Origin of the sequence: Enterobacter sp. DSM 30060, assembly GCF_013375955.1 — a bacterium.
Classification (GTDB): domain Bacteria; phylum Pseudomonadota; class Gammaproteobacteria; order Enterobacterales; family Enterobacteriaceae; genus Enterobacter; species Enterobacter intestinihominis.
In genome coordinates, this window is the sequence record NZ_CP056118.1 from 527,178 (window position 1) to 542,189 (window position 15,012).

The window sequence follows — 15,012 nt, forward strand, 5'->3', positions numbered from 1 at the left end:
TTTTACCGTTTATCCGGAGAATTTAAAAACCAGGATCCCAATCTACTTCAATGGATTGAGTAGTGAGATCGACTTTCTTGATAACCTGTCCATCGAGGAACGGGACCAACCGCTCCTTGATGCCAAATGCATCTTTCAGGTTTGCCTTAATGACGAGAACGTCATTTGACCCGGTTTCCATCATGTCGATGACTTTCCCCAGGCTGTAGCCTTCAGTGGTCACTACCTGGCAACCCATAAGGTCTTTCCAGTAGTAGTCACCCTCTTCCAGTTGCGGCAACTGCGACGAATCCACGACAATTTCACAATTAGTCAGCGCATTCGCGGCATCTCGATCGTCAATGCCTTTCAGCTTGATGATGATGTCCTGATTGTGGTGACGCCAGCTTTCCAGCTCGACCTCTTCCCACTTACCGGCTTTCTGGATAAACCAGGGCTGGTAATCAAAAATGCTATCAGCGTCTTCAGTGGAGGAAAACACTCTGAGCCAACCACGGATACCGTAGCAAGAACCCATTTTTCCCAATACGATCGGTTCAACAGGTGCTTTATTGCTCATCATGACCACCGTGACAGATTAAGCTGCTTTGTTTGCTGCTTTGATCAGCGTAGCAACGCGATCGGAAACAGTAGCGCCCTGGCCAACCCAGTGAGCGATACGATCCAGATCCAGACGAGTTTCTTCTTCTGCGCCAGAGGCCAGTGGGTTGAAGAAACCAACGCGCTCAATGAAGCGACCGTTACGTGCATTACGGCTGTCAGTCACAACAACCTGGTAGAACGGACGCTTTTTAGCGCCGTGACGTGCTAAACGAATAGTTACCATAACATCCTCTTGTGTGAATAAAACAACCGGGCCCCATCGAGGAACGGAGCCCGGGTGTCATATTAAAAGCCCGAAAATTTTACTCATTTTCGGGCAAAAAGCAATCTCAAAAGCGATTATCGCCCAGGAAAACCGGGCGGCATCATGCCTTTCATGCCGCGCATCATCTTCGCCATGCCGCCTTTCTTCATTTTCTTCATCATGCGCTGCATGTCGTCGAACTGTTTCAGAAGGCGGTTAACGTCCTGGACCTGCATGCCGCAACCGGCTGCGATACGGCGCTTGCGGGAACCTTTGATGATTTCTGGCTTCGCGCGCTCTTTCAGCGTCATCGAGTTGATGATTGCCTCCATACGCACCAGCACTTTGTCATCCATCTGGGATTTGACGTTGTCCGGGATCTGCCCCATACCCGGCAGTTTACCCATCAGGCTTGCCATACCGCCCATGTTTTTCATCTGACGCAGTTGCTCAAGGAAGTCGGTCAGATCGAAACCGTCACCTTTTTTCAGCTTGCTGGCGAGTTTTTCAGCCTGCGCGCGGTCAACCTTGCTTTCGATATCTTCGATCAGCGACAGCACGTCGCCCATGCCGAGGATACGGGAGGCAATACGATCCGGGTGGAACGGCTCCAGCGCTTCGGTTTTCTCGCCCACGCCGAGGAACTTAATTGGCTTACCGGTGATATGACGAATAGACAGCGCCGCACCGCCGCGAGCGTCGCCGTCGACTTTGGTCAGCACCACGCCGGTTAACGGCAGGGCTTCGTTAAACGCTTTCGCGGTGTTCGCCGCATCCTGACCGGTCATGGCGTCGACAACAAACAGGGTCTCTACCGGATTGATAGAAGCATGAACCTGCTTGATTTCGTCCATCATCGCTTCGTCAACGTGCAGTCGACCGGCGGTATCCACCAGCAGCACGTCGTAGAATTTCAGCTTCGCCTCTTTCAGCGCCGCGTTAACGATGTCAACAGGCTTCTGCGCCACGTCGGACGGGAAGAAGTCTACGCCAACCTGCTCGGCCAGCGTTTCCAGCTGTTTGATCGCCGCCGGGCGATACACGTCCGCCGAAACCACCAGCACTTTTTTCTTGTGCTTTTCGCGCAGGAATTTCCCCAGCTTACCGACGCTGGTGGTTTTACCCGCACCTTGCAGACCCGCCATCAGCACGACGGCCGGTGGCTGAGCCGCCAGGTTAAGCACCTGATTCTCTTCGCCCATCGCCGAAACCAGCTCGTTACGGACGATTTTGACGAACTCCTGACCCGGAGTCAGGCTCTTGTTAACTTCATGACCAACCGCTTTCTCTTTCACGCGGTTGATAAAATCACGCACGACCGGCAACGCAACGTCTGCTTCCAGCAGCGCCATGCGCACTTCGCGCAGCGTTTCCTTGATGTTCTCTTCGGTGAGGCGTCCACGGCCGCTGATGTTGCGCAGCGTGCGCGACAAACGATCGGTTAAATTATCAAACATTGTCTCTCGCCTGGGGTAGAAACGTTAGGTCGCCTGGGCGACACATACACAGAATTTTGCCGGAGTATAACATGAAGGCGCCTTTGTTGTTATGCAACGGTTGGAGCAGGCGTCACGTAACGTTATACTGCTTCTCTTTCTTATTAAGACAACTGTCGACGCCTATATGCCTGTTTTCGCACTGATCGCCCTTGTTGCCTACTCTGTCAGCCTCGCGCTGATCATTCCTGGCCTGCTGCAAAAAAACAGCGGCTGGCGGCGCATGGCTATTCTTTCGGCAGTGATCGCACTGATTAGCCATGCGTTTGCGCTGGAATCACGCATCATTCCCGGCGACGGCAGCGTGCAAAATCTGAGCGTGCTGAACGTCGGCTCGCTGGTCAGCCTGATGATCTGTACGGTCATGACCATTGTCGCGTCTAAAAATCGTGGCTGGCTGCTGCTGCCGATAGTCTACGCCTTTGCGCTGATCAACCTGGCGTTAGCCACGTTCATGCCCAATGAGTTTATTACCCATCTGGAAGCCACGCCGGGGATGCTGGTGCATATCGGCCTGTCTCTATTCTCCTACGCGACGCTGATCATCGCCGCCCTTTACGCCATGCAGCTCGCCTGGATCGACTACCAGCTGAAAAATAAAAAGCTGGCGTTTAACCATGAAATGCCGCCGCTGATGGTGATTGAGCGTAAGATGTTCCATATCACCCAGGTCGGCGTGGTTTTGCTGACACTGACGCTGTGCACGGGCTTGTTTTATATGAAGAACCTGTTCAGCGTGGAGAATATCGATAAAGCGGTCCTCTCCATCATCGCGTGGTTTGTCTATATTGTCCTGTTATGGGGCCATTATCATGAAGGCTGGCGCGGTCGTCGCGTGGTCTGGTTCAACGTTGCGGGTGCGGGCATTCTCACGCTTGCCTATTTTGGTAGCCGCTTCATACAGCAATTTGCTGGCTAAGTAACAAAAGGAGTTCCCCCTGGAACACATCTCTACCACCACGCTGATCGTCATTCTGGTCATCATGGTGGTCATCTCCGCTTATTTCTCTGGCTCTGAAACCGGCATGATGACGCTGAACCGCTACCGGTTACGTCATCGCGCCAAGCAGGGTAACCGTGCCGCGCGTCGTGTCGAAAAGCTTCTGCGTAAGCCGGACCGGCTGATTAGCCTGGTGCTTATAGGTAACAACCTGGTCAATATTCTCGCCTCTGCACTGGGCACTATCGTCGGGATGCGTCTGTACGGCAATGCAGGCGTGGCGATTGCCACAGGTGTGCTCACGTTTGTGGTACTGGTGTTTGCGGAAGTGCTACCCAAAACCATCGCGGCGCTTTACCCGGAAAAAGTCGCCTACCCGAGCAGCTTCCTGTTAGCACCGCTGCTTATTCTGATGATGCCGCTGGTCTGGCTGCTGAATATGGTGACACGGGTGCTGATGCGCATGGTTGGTATAAAGGCAGACGTCACCATCAGTAGCGCGCTCAGCAAAGACGAACTGCGTACCATCGTGAACGAATCCCGCTCGCAGATCTCCCGTCGCAATCAGGACATGCTCCTGTCGGTGCTGGATCTGGAAAAGGTCAGCGTTGACGACATTATGGTGCCGCGCAATGAAATCGTCGGGATTGATATTAACGACGACTGGAAGGCCATTGTCCGCCAGCTGACGCACTCCCCGCACGGGCGTATCGTCCTCTATCGCGATTCTCTCGACGATGCCATCAGCATGCTGCGTGTGCGCGAGGCCTATCGTCTGATGACTGAGAAAAACGAGTTCACCAAAGAGGTGATGCTGCGCGCCGCCGACGAAATTTACTACGTGCCGGAAGGCACCCCACTCAGCACGCAGCTGGTGAAGTTCCAGCGAAACAAGAAGAAAGTCGGTCTGGTGGTGGATGAATACGGCGACATACAGGGGCTGGTGACGGTCGAAGATATTCTGGAAGAGATTGTCGGGGACTTTACCACGTCAATGTCGCCTTCCCTTGCAGAAGAAGTCACCCCGCAAAACGACGGGTCAGTGCTTATCGACGGCAGCGCCAACATTCGTGAAATCAATAAAGCGTTTAACTGGCATTTGCCGGAAGACGAAGCGCGGACGATGAACGGAATGATCCTGGAAGCGCTGGAAGAGATCCCGGCGGCAGGCACGCGCGTGCGCATTGAGCAGTATGATATTGATATTCTAGACGTTCAGGACAACATGATTAAGCAGGTGAAGGTCCTGCCCGTTAAACCTTTACGCGAAAGTATCGCCGAGTAATGTTGTAGGCCGGGTAAGGCGAAGCCGCCACCCGGCACTACGGGTCGGCAAATTACGCTTTCGCTTTCGCCACGGTCACCATCGCAGCGCGAATAGTACGACCGTTCAGGGTATACCCTTTCTGCATCACGCCCAGCACGTTACCCGCGGCAACGTCTTCGGATTCCACCATCGCAATGGCCTGGTGAACGTTTGGATCCAGCGGTACATCCGTATCGGCAATCACTTCAACACCGAACTTACGCACCACATCCAGCATGGATTTCAGCGTCAGCTCGATGCCTTCAATCATCGCCGCGTTATCCGGATTAGCTTTATCCGCCACTTCCAGCGCGCGATCCAGGCTGTCGATCACCGGAAGCAGTTCGTTGACAAATTTCTCCAGCGCAAATTTGTGCGCCTTTTCAACGTCCAGCTCGGTACGACGGCGCAGGTTTTCCATTTCCGCTTTGATACGCAGTACGCCATCGCGTTCGCGATTCTGCGCTTCTACCAACTGAGCTTCCAGATTGGCAATTTTTTCATCGCGCGGGTCCACCTGCTCAGCAGACGTGTCTGGCTCTACTGCCTCAACTTCATCGTGCTGTTCCGTGATAATTTCTTCAGGGGCTTGCCCCTCAGGCGTTTTCTGTTCTTTACTACTCATGAATTTCTCCGCGTTTTTCTGCATTCATCTCGCTAACTTCGCTTATTATGGGGATCAGTTTCCTGGATTCAAGGGAACAAGGCAGATTGTCATCATTCATCAGGCACAAGGACCTCCAGAAAATGAATAATCATTTCAGGTGTATTGGGATCGTCGGCCATCCGCGTCACCCTACCGCATTGACGACACATGAAATGTTGTATCGCTGGCTGTGTGGTAAAGGCTATGAAGTGATGGTCGAGCAGCAGATCGCCCAGGAGTTGCAGCTTAAAAGCGTCAGAACCGGCACGCTGGCGGAAATTGGCCAGCAGGCGGATCTCGCCGTGGTGGTCGGCGGCGACGGCAATATGCTGGGCGCGGCGCGAACGCTGGCTCGCTATGATATTAAGGTTATTGGTATTAACCGTGGCAATCTTGGTTTCCTGACCGACCTCGACCCGGACAATGCGCAACAGCAGCTGGCGGACGTGCTGGAAGGTCACTATATCAGTGAAAAACGGTTTTTACTTGAAGCCCAGGTCTGCCAGCAGGATTGCCAGAAGCGCATCAGCACCGCTATTAACGAGGTGGTTCTCCACCCTGGTAAAGTGGCGCACATGATCGAGTTCGAAGTCTATATCGACGAAATCTTCGCTTTCTCGCAGCGCTCTGACGGGCTGATTATTTCAACCCCGACGGGGTCAACTGCCTACTCGCTTTCAGCCGGAGGCCCAATCCTGACGCCATCGCTGGATGCGATCACCCTGGTGCCGATGTTCCCGCATACGCTCTCGGCGCGTCCGCTGGTGATCAACGGCGACAGCACCATCCGCCTGCGTTTTTCACATCGCCGCAGCGACCTGGAGATCAGCTGCGACAGCCAGATTGCGCTTCCCATTCAGGAAGGAGAAGATGTCCTCATTCGCCGCTGCGATTATCACCTGAACCTTATCCATCCAAAAGATTACAGTTATTTCAATACATTAAGCTCAAAACTCGGCTGGTCAAAAAAATTGTTCTGATTTTACATCCAGCGCTTTACTGTATATAAAACCAGTTTATACTGTATGCAAACACAGTTATGGTTTTTCATACAGGAAAACAATTATGCTGGCACAACTGACCATCAGCAACTTTGCCATTGTTCGTGAGCTTGAGATCGACTTCCATAGCGGAATGACGGCGATTACCGGTGAAACCGGTGCAGGTAAATCCATTGCCATTGATGCCCTCGGCTTGTGCCTCGGGGGTCGTGCAGAGGGTGATATGGTGCGCACAGGTGCGGCCCGTGCCGATCTCTGCGCCCGCTTCTCGTTAAAAGACACGCCTGCCGCCCTGCGCTGGCTGGAAGCGAACCAGCTGGAAGATGGACGTGAGTGTTTACTTCGTCGCGTTATCAGCAGTGACGGCCGCTCCCGCGGTTTTATCAATGGTACAGCGGTTCCCCTTTCCCAGCTTCGCGAGCTGGGCCAGCTGCTCATCCAGATCCATGGTCAGCACGCGCACCAGCAGCTAATCAAACCCGAACAGCAGAAAGCCCTGCTCGATGGCTACGCGGGTGAGTACGCGCTTACTCAACTCATGGCGGAGCACTATCGTCAGTGGCATCAAAGCTGCCGCGAACTTGCGCAGCATCAACAGCAAAGCCAGGAGCGTACCGCGCGCGCCGAGCTGCTGGAATATCAGTTGAAAGAGCTGAACGAATTTAACCCTCAGGCGGGTGAATTTGAGCAAATCGACGAGGAGTACAAGCGTCTGGCCAACAGCGGTCAGCTGCTTTCCATCAGTCAGAATGCCCTGAACATGCTGGCGGATGGCGAAGACGTGAATTTGCAGAGCCAACTGTATACCGTGCGTCAGCTTGTGACCGAACTGACCGGCATGGACAATAAGCTTTCTGGCGTACTGGAAATGCTGGAAGAGGCCGCAATTCAGATTTCAGAAGCCGGGGATGAGCTGCGCCACTACTGTGAACGTCTGGATCTCGACCCGAACCGTCTGTTCGAGCTTGAGCAACGCATCTCCCGTCAGATTTCACTGGCGCGTAAGCATCACGTTACCCCGGAAGAGCTGCCGAATTACTATCAGTCTCTGCTGGAGGAACAGCAGCAGCTGGACGATCAGGCCGATTCCCTCGAAACCTTGTCTCTGGCGGTTAATCTGCATCATCAGCAGGCGCTGGAAACGGCGAAACGGCTGCACGACGTGCGACAGCACTATGCTCTGGAGCTTAGCCAGCATATTACCGACAGCATGCATACGCTGGCGATGCCGCATGGGGTGTTCACTATTGATGTTCGCTTTGAAGAGCATCACCTGACGGCGGAAGGCGCAGACCGCGTAGAATTCCGCGTCACCACCAACCCGGGCCAGCCTTTACAGGCGATTTCGAAAGTGGCTTCTGGCGGTGAACTGTCGCGTATCGCCCTGGCCATTCAGGTGATTACCGCCCGTAAAATGGAAACCCCGGCGTTGATTTTCGATGAAGTGGATGTGGGTATCAGCGGCCCGACCGCGGCCGTTGTCGGCAAACTGCTGCGTCAGTTGGGTGAATCGACGCAGGTTATGTGTGTGACTCACCTGCCGCAGGTCGCCGGCTGTGGTCATCACCACTTTATCGTTAGCAAGGAAACCGATGGCGAAATGACGGAAACGCACATGAAACCGCTGGATAAACGCTCACGCTTGCAGGAGCTGGCACGCCTGCTGGGGGGCAGTGAAGTCACCCGTAATACGCTCGCGAATGCGAAAGAACTGCTGGCGGCATAAACTTTTTCGGGATCTCAGGGTCATACAGAACAACAAAAACGCCGCCAGACCAGTTTCAAAGTGGGGCAAGGTCTATTATCATCGGCATATTACATATGAGCCGCGTACTGCTCGGGCCCGAAAAGGAATCAAATCACTATGCGCTGTAAAACGCTGACCGCTGCCGCAGCGGTTCTTCTGATGTTGACCGCAGGCTGTTCCACTCTGGAGAAAGTGGTTTACCGTCCTGACATCAACCAGGGGAACTACCTTACTCCTAACGATGTGTCCAAAATCCGCGTAGGTATGACACAACAGCAGGTCGCTTATGCCCTGGGAACCCCGATGATGTCCGATCCGTTCGGCACAAACACCTGGTTCTATGTATTCCGCCAGCAGCCTGGTCATGAAGATGTGACCCAGCAAACCCTGACGCTGACCTTCAGCAGTGCCGGTGTGCTGACCAACATCGACAACAAGCCTGCCCTGACCAAATAATCAGGCGTCAGCAACGCAAAAAGGTGCTCAATGAGCACCTTTTTTGTGTATGTTTATTTGGCTACTTACCGGATTTCTCTGCTCGCTGACGGCGCAACTCTTTCGGGTCGGCAATCAGCGGACGATAGATTTCAACCCTGTCGCCCTCTTTCAGCACATCACCGAGCTTAACCGGACGGCTATAAATGCCGACTTTATTCTTCGCCAGGTCAATATCACGGCGAAGTTCAAGGATGCCGGAGGCCCGGATAGCCGCCTCAACGGTGGCGCCCTCTTCAAGCGTCACGCGCTGCAAATACTGCTTCTCCGGCAGCGCATACACCACCTCAACAGCAATCTTATGCGACACTGTAAACCTCTTTGGCGCGCGTGGTGAACGCCTGAACCATATTCGAGGCCAGCTCTTTAAATATTCGGCCAAACGCCAGTTCGATCAGCTTATTGGTAAATTCAAAATCCAGATGAAACTCAATGCGGCAGGCGTCAGCGCTCAGTGGCGTAAACTTCCACCCTCCCATCAGTTTTTTAAACGGACCATCCACCAGATGCATCAAAATACTCTGATTGCTCGTCAGGGTATTGCGCGTGGTGAACGTTTTGCTGATCCCCGCTTTGGAGACATCCACGGCCGCAGTCATCTGCGTCGGGCCAGATTCCAGCACCCGGCTACCCGTGCATCCTGGAATAAATTCCGGATACGACTGAACGTCGTTCACTAACTGATACATTTGTTCCGCGCTGTAGGGAACAAGCGCAGTACGGCTAATCTGAGGCATAGCATTTTCCATGGTCACACAACAGACAAATAATAACATTTATCACCTGTTAAAAAAACGCTAAGCCTTATCTCGTGCTAAGATAGCGCGTTAGACCTCACAGGACGCAATGAGGTGACTTTTTAAAATCAGATTACCGACGGCTTTACGACACTTATGACGAAGAAAAAAGCACATAAACCTGGTTCGGCGACCATTGCGCTCAACAAGCGTGCTCGCCACGAGTATTTCATCGAAGAAGAATTCGAGGCCGGCCTTGCGTTGCAGGGCTGGGAAGTAAAATCGCTGCGTGCCGGGAAAGCCAACATCGGCGACAGCTACGTGATCCTGAAAGACGGTGAGGCCTTCCTGTTCGGCGCGAACTTTACGCCGCTGACCGTCGCCTCTTCACATTACGTCTGCGATCCAACCCGCACCCGTAAGCTGCTGCTGAACAAGCGCGAGCTGGAATCCCTCTACGGACGCATCAACCGCGAAGGCTTCACCGTGGTTGCGCTCTCTTTGTACTGGAAAAACGCCTGGTGCAAAGTGAAAATCGGCGTGGCGAAAGGTAAGAAACAGCACGACAAGCGTACTGACCTGAAAGCACGCGAGTGGCAGCTCGACAAAGCACGTATCATGAAAAACGCAGGACGTTGATTCTGCGCGCTTATTGTACTATTCAATAAGTTAGCGTTTCGGGCTGGTATCGAGGAAGTGAAATCTGGTATACTGATTTCAACACTATTGGGGCTGATTCTGGATTCGACGGGATTTGCGAAACCCAAGGTGCATGCCGAGGGGCGGTTTGCCTCGTTAAAAGCCGCAAAAAAATAGTCGCAAACGACGAAAACTACGCTTTAGCAGCTTAATAACCTGCTAAGAGCCCTCTCTCCCTAGCTTCCGCTCTTAAGACGGGGATCAAAGAGAGGTCAAACCCAAAAGAGATCGCGTGGAAACCCTGCCTGGGGTTGAAGCGTTAAAACTAATCAGGCTAGTTCGTTAGTGGCGTGTTTGTCCGCAGCTGGCGTGCGAATGTAAAGACAAACTAAGCATGTAGTACCGAGGATGTAGAAATTTCGGACGCGGGTTCAACTCCCGCCAGCTCCACCAAATCATGATCCGGATACGTCCGGTGAAGTACAGAAAGCCCGCATGGCACAAGCTCTGCGGGCTTTTTTGTGTCTGTTGTTGTCCGAGAACATCCGGCTAAATCCAGATAAAATTGGTACACGTTTAGGTACACGCTATACTGTGGTCCATTAAACGTGTACCAATTATGGAAGGGATCCAGACATGGCGCGCATTACACGCCCCCTCACTAACAACGAAATCCTGAAAGCGAAACCCCGCGAAAAAGACTTCACTCTGCATGATGGTGATGGCCTGTTCTTGCTCGTCAAAACCTCCGGTAAAAAACTCTGGCGCTTCCGTTATCAACGACCGGGAAGCAGCAGCCGCACAAATTTGAGTCTCGGCTCATACCCTGCCCTTACACTCGCAGCAGCTCGTCAGATACGCGACCAGCACTTAACCACGCTCGCGCAAGGCATGGATCCACAACAGCAACAGGAACAAGCGTCAGAACAACGCCAGATTGAGTTAGACAGCATTTTCTCAACAGTGGCTGCTAACTGGTTCCAGATTAAAAGCAAAAGTGTCACAAAGGATTATGCAAAGGATATTTGGCGTTCTTTGGATAAAGACGTGTTCCCGGCAATCGGTGCGATACCCGTTCAGGAGATTAAGGCCAGAACGATAGTTGAAGCATTGGAACCGATCAAAGCACGCGGCGCATTAGAGACTGTTCGTCGCTTGGTCCAGCGCATTAACGAAATAATGATTTACGCAGTCAACACCGGCCTGATTGATGCTAACCCGGCATCAGGTGTTGGAATGGCATTTGAGAAACCCAAAAAGCAGAATATGCCCACGCTACGACCAGAAGAATTACCTAAGCTGATGCGTTCTCTGGTCATGTCAAACCTGTCTGTTACGACTCGTTGTCTTATTGAGTGGCAGCTTCTGACCCTAGTGCGCCCTTCTGAGGCTTCTGGTGCTCGGTGGGTCGAGATCGATCTCGATGCCAAACTCTGGACGATTCCCGCCGAACGAATGAAGGCTAAGCGTGAACACATTGTTCCTTTATCACCGCAGGCACTAGGAATCATAGAGATCATGAAACCTATAAGTGAGCATCGCGAATACGTTTTTCCAAGTCGCAACGATCCTAAGCGTCCAATGAATAGCCAAACTGCCAATGCAGCACTTAAGAGAATTGGATATGGTGGAAAGTTGGTGGCTCATGGTTTACGCTCAATTGCCAGTACAGCACTCAATGAACATGGATTTAATGCTGATGTAATTGAGTCAGCATTAGCGCATTGCGATAAAAATGAAGTTAGGAGGGCTTATAACCGCTCTACCTATCTAGAAAAACGTATTGCTTTAATGAATTGGTGGGGAGAACTAGTTCAACGATAAAATTTAAGCCTCCAGAAAAACATGTATAAATACACATGTTTTTATTTACAGTTTTTTTTATCATAAAGAAATACTATCTTTGCTTACATATCGAATAAGTCGCTAGGATGAGGGGTTACTCATAAGTCCACGCCTAGTAGTAACGGAATAATGAGGAATATAATGGATTTTGATATTCTTATAGACCAAAGCCTATCGACACTCTTTAATGATAGCATTAATACAATCAATAAAAATAACAAACTTATTTCTATGATAAATGATTTTGAAGACGGCAAGTGGCGTCATCAAAAATTCCACCGATTTATATGGGATAATATATTAGAAACCGCTCTATCGAATCAGGAAAGGGAAGCATATATAGGTGGCCCTAGCACATCTCTAGCTAAAGCAGCACAGAACCTTAGACTTACAGATAGTGAAAAAGATATTAGCAAAGGAAGCGAGCTCGCTGAGATTTTTTTATATGGCATTATGAAACACCACTTTAAAGCGCTACCTGTTGTACCTAAAATATTTTATAAACAGAACACTCAAGATAATGCCAAGGGTGCAGACAGCGTACATATTGTTATAGAAGATGACAACAACTTTACGTTATGGTTCGGTGAAGCAAAGTTTTACAATAGTATTGAAGATGACCGATTCGATTCAATAATCACATCAGTTAACAATTCCATTTCAACAGATAAAATAAAGAAAGAAAACAGTATAATAACAAACACTAAAGATCTAGTTAGCTTGGTAAAAAATGATGGACTAAGATCTAAAATAATGTATTCCTTGTCATCTAAAAACTCAATTGATAATATTAAGCCAATACTCAATATCCCTATTTTCATTTTACATGAATGCCCTATAACAGAAAACGCCTCGTCTCTTTCCCCTGAATATAAGTCATCAATTATAGAACTCCATAAAGAAAGAGCTAAGTCTTTTTTTAAAAAACACCAAATAAAAATAAAAAACATCCATGATTATGACAAGATAAAGTTTCACCTAATCCTTTTCCCTATTCCAAAGAAAGAACAAATAATTAATAAGTTTGTTGAAACAGTTCGTTTTCACAAGGAACAGTAATATGAACAATGAGATTACCAGTGCTACTGACAATGATGGCGAACATGTGGCGCATGTATTTTCAAAATGCAAAGAAATAAACGACCTTATCAACTCAGATAAGGAGGATGAAGCCAGGAATAGTTTAATCCTTCTTTTAGATTATCATAAAAAACATAAAATCCATTATACGCCTTTAGTTAATCATCTCATCAGATGCACAGGGTTGTATCCTTACATTCAGGCTGAAACAGCAGATTGGAATGAACGATTAATCTATGATTTATTCAAAGTTGACGTTGGTTTAAACACTCCAATCACTTTACACAGAGAGCAATCCTTAATATTAAAAAGATTATTAAATGGTGAAAGCTTAGCTGTAAGCGCACCAACAAGTTTTGGGAAAAGCTTCATTATTGATGCTTTTATATCATTAAACAAACCGACTAATGTTCTGATTATTGTCCCTACAATATCTCTTACAGACGAGACCCGAAGAAGGTTGCATAAAAAATTTGCTGCTGAATATAAAATAATTACAACTGCTGACGTTAGCATTTCTCAAAAGAATATATTTATATTCCCACAAGAAAGAGCAATTAGCTACTTAGATAAAATTAATGAGTTAGACTTATTAATCATTGATGAATTTTATAAAGCAAGTGAGAATCATGACAAGGAAAGAGCACCTGCTTTATTGAAAGCAATAATGAAGTTCACAAAAATTGCAAAGCAACGATATTTTTTAGCTCCAAACATTAGCACATTGAAAAGCAATCCTTTCACAAAAGGAATGGAATTTTTGAAATTGGATTTCAGCACAGTATTTTTAGAAAAACATGACCTATCAAAACAAATAAATGAGGATCCTCAAAAAAAACCCTCATTTCTTTTAGATATCCTTGAAAACACAGCAGGAAAATCTTTAATTTACGCTGGAACTTATTCTAACATCAATAAAATATCAGCAGCAATTCTCAACAATCATAAAAAAAGCGAGGTTAAGTTATTGAAAGAATTCTCTGATTGGTTGAGATTGAATTATTCTCAAAAATGGATGCTTGCAGATATTATTGAAAAGGGAACGGGCATTCATAATGGACAACTACATCGTTCAATCAGCCAAATTCAAATAAAACTATTTGAAGAAAATAACGGATTAAAAAACTTAATATCAACTTCTTCAATTGTCGAGGGAGTTAATACAGCAGCAGAAAACGTAATCATATGGCAATCAAAAAATGGAAACCGCAATCTGAAAGACTTCATGTATAAAAATATCATTGGCAGAAGCGGAAGAATGTTCAAACACTTCGTAGGCAAGATATATTTACTGTCTCCGCCACCAAAAGAAGAAGATAACGAATTAGATCTTACAATACCCAATGCACTTGTCGGCGATATTGATGAGACGGAGTTTAAAAACGACCTAACTCCAGAACAAATTTCTGCCATCATAGCTTATAAAGAAGAAATGCAATCATTATTAGGCTTTGAAACATTCAATAGATTACAATCAGAAGGTGCATTCAAATCTAATGATCCATTTCTAATCAGAGATATTGCTGTGGATATATCAATGAATCCTAGCGATTGGTTAAGCATTTCTTACCTTAATTCTGAAAACCCTGAAAGCTGGGATTATTTTTTATATAAAATAATTAAATTAAAACCGGCCGGATGGGGAGTTGAGTATAATAAATTTGTTTCTTATGTTAAAATTGCAAGTTATAACTGGAAATTAACCATCCCTGAAATATTAAGAAAACTCTCAAAACACAACATTACGATAAATGAACTCTTTGAATTAGAAAGAAATCTTACATTCAAATTATCTTCATTACTGAATGATGTAAATGTATTGCTTAACGAGCTAATCCCAAATAGAAACACAGACATATCTCCATTTATCTATAAAACTTCAAACGCATTTCTCCCTCCAATTGTTTATCAATTAGAAGAATATGGGCTACCGCGCATGATTACAAAAAAGATTGATGATGCTTTAAATCTTGACTTAGACAATGAAGAACTAACTTTACATACCATTCTGGACCACCTTAAAACTTTAAACTATGTTTTCGGATTATCCGGGTTAATCGGTGCAAGCATGATTGAAGAATATATAATGAACAACTTCTTTGATGGTGTAACGTATAGTCAATAAGTTCAAAGGTAACTATGGCGGGTATTTAGAGTATATGAATTCTATTCTCAATGACGCAAGGTATAGCCAATTGCGCGCAATGCTCTCCCCGCCCCGCCTGCCCGCTTA

15 protein-coding genes and 1 other RNA gene are annotated in these 15,012 nt (G+C 48.1%); 10 read left to right on the top strand and 6 right to left on the bottom strand.

Translation table 11 applies throughout. The annotated features are described in order from the left end of the window. Nucleotides 1–22: 22 nt before the first annotated feature. The 3 genes from rimM to ffh form a co-directional block, all read right to left on the bottom strand. Nucleotides 23–562, bottom strand: a complete 540-nt coding sequence (gene rimM, locus HWQ15_RS02470) for a ribosome maturation factor RimM (RefSeq protein WP_063148617.1) — start codon at nucleotides 560–562, stop codon at nucleotides 23–25. Nucleotides 563–577: 15 nt separating this feature from the next. Next, complete coding sequence (rpsP, locus tag HWQ15_RS02475) at nucleotides 578–826, bottom strand: 30S ribosomal protein S16 (protein WP_022649067.1); 249 nt, start codon at nucleotides 824–826, stop codon at nucleotides 578–580. A gap of 116 nt (nucleotides 827–942) precedes the next feature. Further along, nucleotides 943–2,304 carry a signal recognition particle protein gene (gene ffh / locus HWQ15_RS02480; RefSeq protein WP_003863132.1) on the bottom strand — a complete coding sequence of 454 codons (1,362 nt, stop codon included), beginning with the start codon at nucleotides 2,302–2,304 and terminating at the stop codon, nucleotides 943–945. Nucleotides 2,305–2,470: 166 nt separating this feature from the next. Between ffh and HWQ15_RS02485 the strand changes: the two genes are divergently transcribed. Both HWQ15_RS02485 and HWQ15_RS02490 read left to right on the top strand, forming a co-directional pair. Next, the gene (locus HWQ15_RS02485; RefSeq protein ID WP_014832951.1) at nucleotides 2,471–3,262 is read left to right on the top strand and encodes an inner membrane protein YpjD; all 792 of its coding nucleotides are present in this window, start codon (nucleotides 2,471–2,473) and stop codon (nucleotides 3,260–3,262) included. Nucleotides 3,263–3,281: 19 nt separating this feature from the next. Further along, nucleotides 3,282–4,568 (top strand): HlyC/CorC family transporter, encoded by a 1,287-nt coding sequence (locus HWQ15_RS02490; protein ID WP_026094274.1) that lies wholly within the window; start codon nucleotides 3,282–3,284, stop codon nucleotides 4,566–4,568. A 52-nt stretch (nucleotides 4,569–4,620) separates the two neighbouring features. Here the strand turns inward: HWQ15_RS02490 and grpE are convergent, their stop codons facing one another. Further along, nucleotides 4,621–5,214, bottom strand: coding sequence for a nucleotide exchange factor GrpE (gene grpE / locus HWQ15_RS02495; protein ID WP_003863126.1), 594 nt, complete (start codon nucleotides 5,212–5,214; stop codon nucleotides 4,621–4,623). A 122-nt stretch (nucleotides 5,215–5,336) separates the two neighbouring features. Between grpE and nadK the strand changes: the two genes are divergently transcribed. The 3 genes from nadK to bamE all read left to right on the top strand — a co-directional run bounded on the left by nadK (nucleotide 5,337) and on the right by bamE (nucleotide 8,439). Further along, the gene (nadK, locus tag HWQ15_RS02500; RefSeq protein ID WP_022649070.1) at nucleotides 5,337–6,215 is read left to right on the top strand and encodes an NAD(+) kinase; all 879 of its coding nucleotides are present in this window, start codon (nucleotides 5,337–5,339) and stop codon (nucleotides 6,213–6,215) included. Nucleotides 6,216–6,300: 85 nt separating this feature from the next. Continuing rightward, complete coding sequence (gene recN / locus HWQ15_RS02505; RefSeq protein ID WP_022649071.1) at nucleotides 6,301–7,962, top strand: DNA repair protein RecN; 1,662 nt, start codon at nucleotides 6,301–6,303, stop codon at nucleotides 7,960–7,962. 138 nt (nucleotides 7,963–8,100) lie between these two features. Beyond that, nucleotides 8,101–8,439: an outer membrane protein assembly factor BamE gene (bamE, locus tag HWQ15_RS02510; RefSeq protein ID WP_003863121.1), complete on the top strand. Its 339-nt coding sequence runs from the start codon at nucleotides 8,101–8,103 to the stop codon at nucleotides 8,437–8,439. 61 nt (nucleotides 8,440–8,500) lie between these two features. Here bamE and HWQ15_RS02515 read toward each other — a convergent pair whose 3' ends face one another. Both HWQ15_RS02515 and HWQ15_RS02520 read right to left on the bottom strand, forming a co-directional pair. After that, nucleotides 8,501–8,788 (bottom strand): RnfH family protein, encoded by a 288-nt coding sequence (locus tag HWQ15_RS02515; RefSeq protein WP_003863119.1) that lies wholly within the window; start codon nucleotides 8,786–8,788, stop codon nucleotides 8,501–8,503. Further along, nucleotides 8,778–9,215, bottom strand: coding sequence for a type II toxin-antitoxin system RatA family toxin (locus HWQ15_RS02520; protein WP_003863117.1), 438 nt, complete (start codon nucleotides 9,213–9,215; stop codon nucleotides 8,778–8,780). The genes HWQ15_RS02515 and HWQ15_RS02520 overlap by 11 nt, the downstream gene beginning before the upstream one ends. A gap of 156 nt (nucleotides 9,216–9,371) precedes the next feature. Between HWQ15_RS02520 and smpB the strand changes: the two genes are divergently transcribed. The 5 genes from smpB (at nucleotide 9,372) to HWQ15_RS02545 (ending at nucleotide 14,904) form a co-directional block, all read left to right on the top strand. Further along, entirely contained in the window at nucleotides 9,372–9,854 is a 483-nt protein-coding gene (gene smpB, locus HWQ15_RS02525; RefSeq protein ID WP_003863115.1) for an SsrA-binding protein SmpB, read from the top strand. Between the two features lie 89 nt (nucleotides 9,855–9,943). After that, nucleotides 9,944–10,307: a transfer-messenger RNA gene (gene ssrA, locus HWQ15_RS02530) on the top strand. Between the two features lie 183 nt (nucleotides 10,308–10,490). After that, nucleotides 10,491–11,678: an integrase domain-containing protein gene (locus HWQ15_RS02535; protein WP_045341289.1), complete on the top strand. Its 1,188-nt coding sequence runs from the start codon at nucleotides 10,491–10,493 to the stop codon at nucleotides 11,676–11,678. A 162-nt stretch (nucleotides 11,679–11,840) separates the two neighbouring features. Next, nucleotides 11,841–12,758: a DUF1837 domain-containing protein gene (locus HWQ15_RS02540; RefSeq protein ID WP_045341291.1), complete on the top strand. Its 918-nt coding sequence runs from the start codon at nucleotides 11,841–11,843 to the stop codon at nucleotides 12,756–12,758. Nucleotide 12,759: 1 nt separating this feature from the next. Then, nucleotides 12,760–14,904, top strand: a complete 2,145-nt coding sequence (locus HWQ15_RS02545) for a DEAD/DEAH box helicase (protein ID WP_176587374.1) — start codon at nucleotides 12,760–12,762, stop codon at nucleotides 14,902–14,904. The last annotated feature ends 108 nt before the right edge of the window (nucleotides 14,905–15,012 follow it).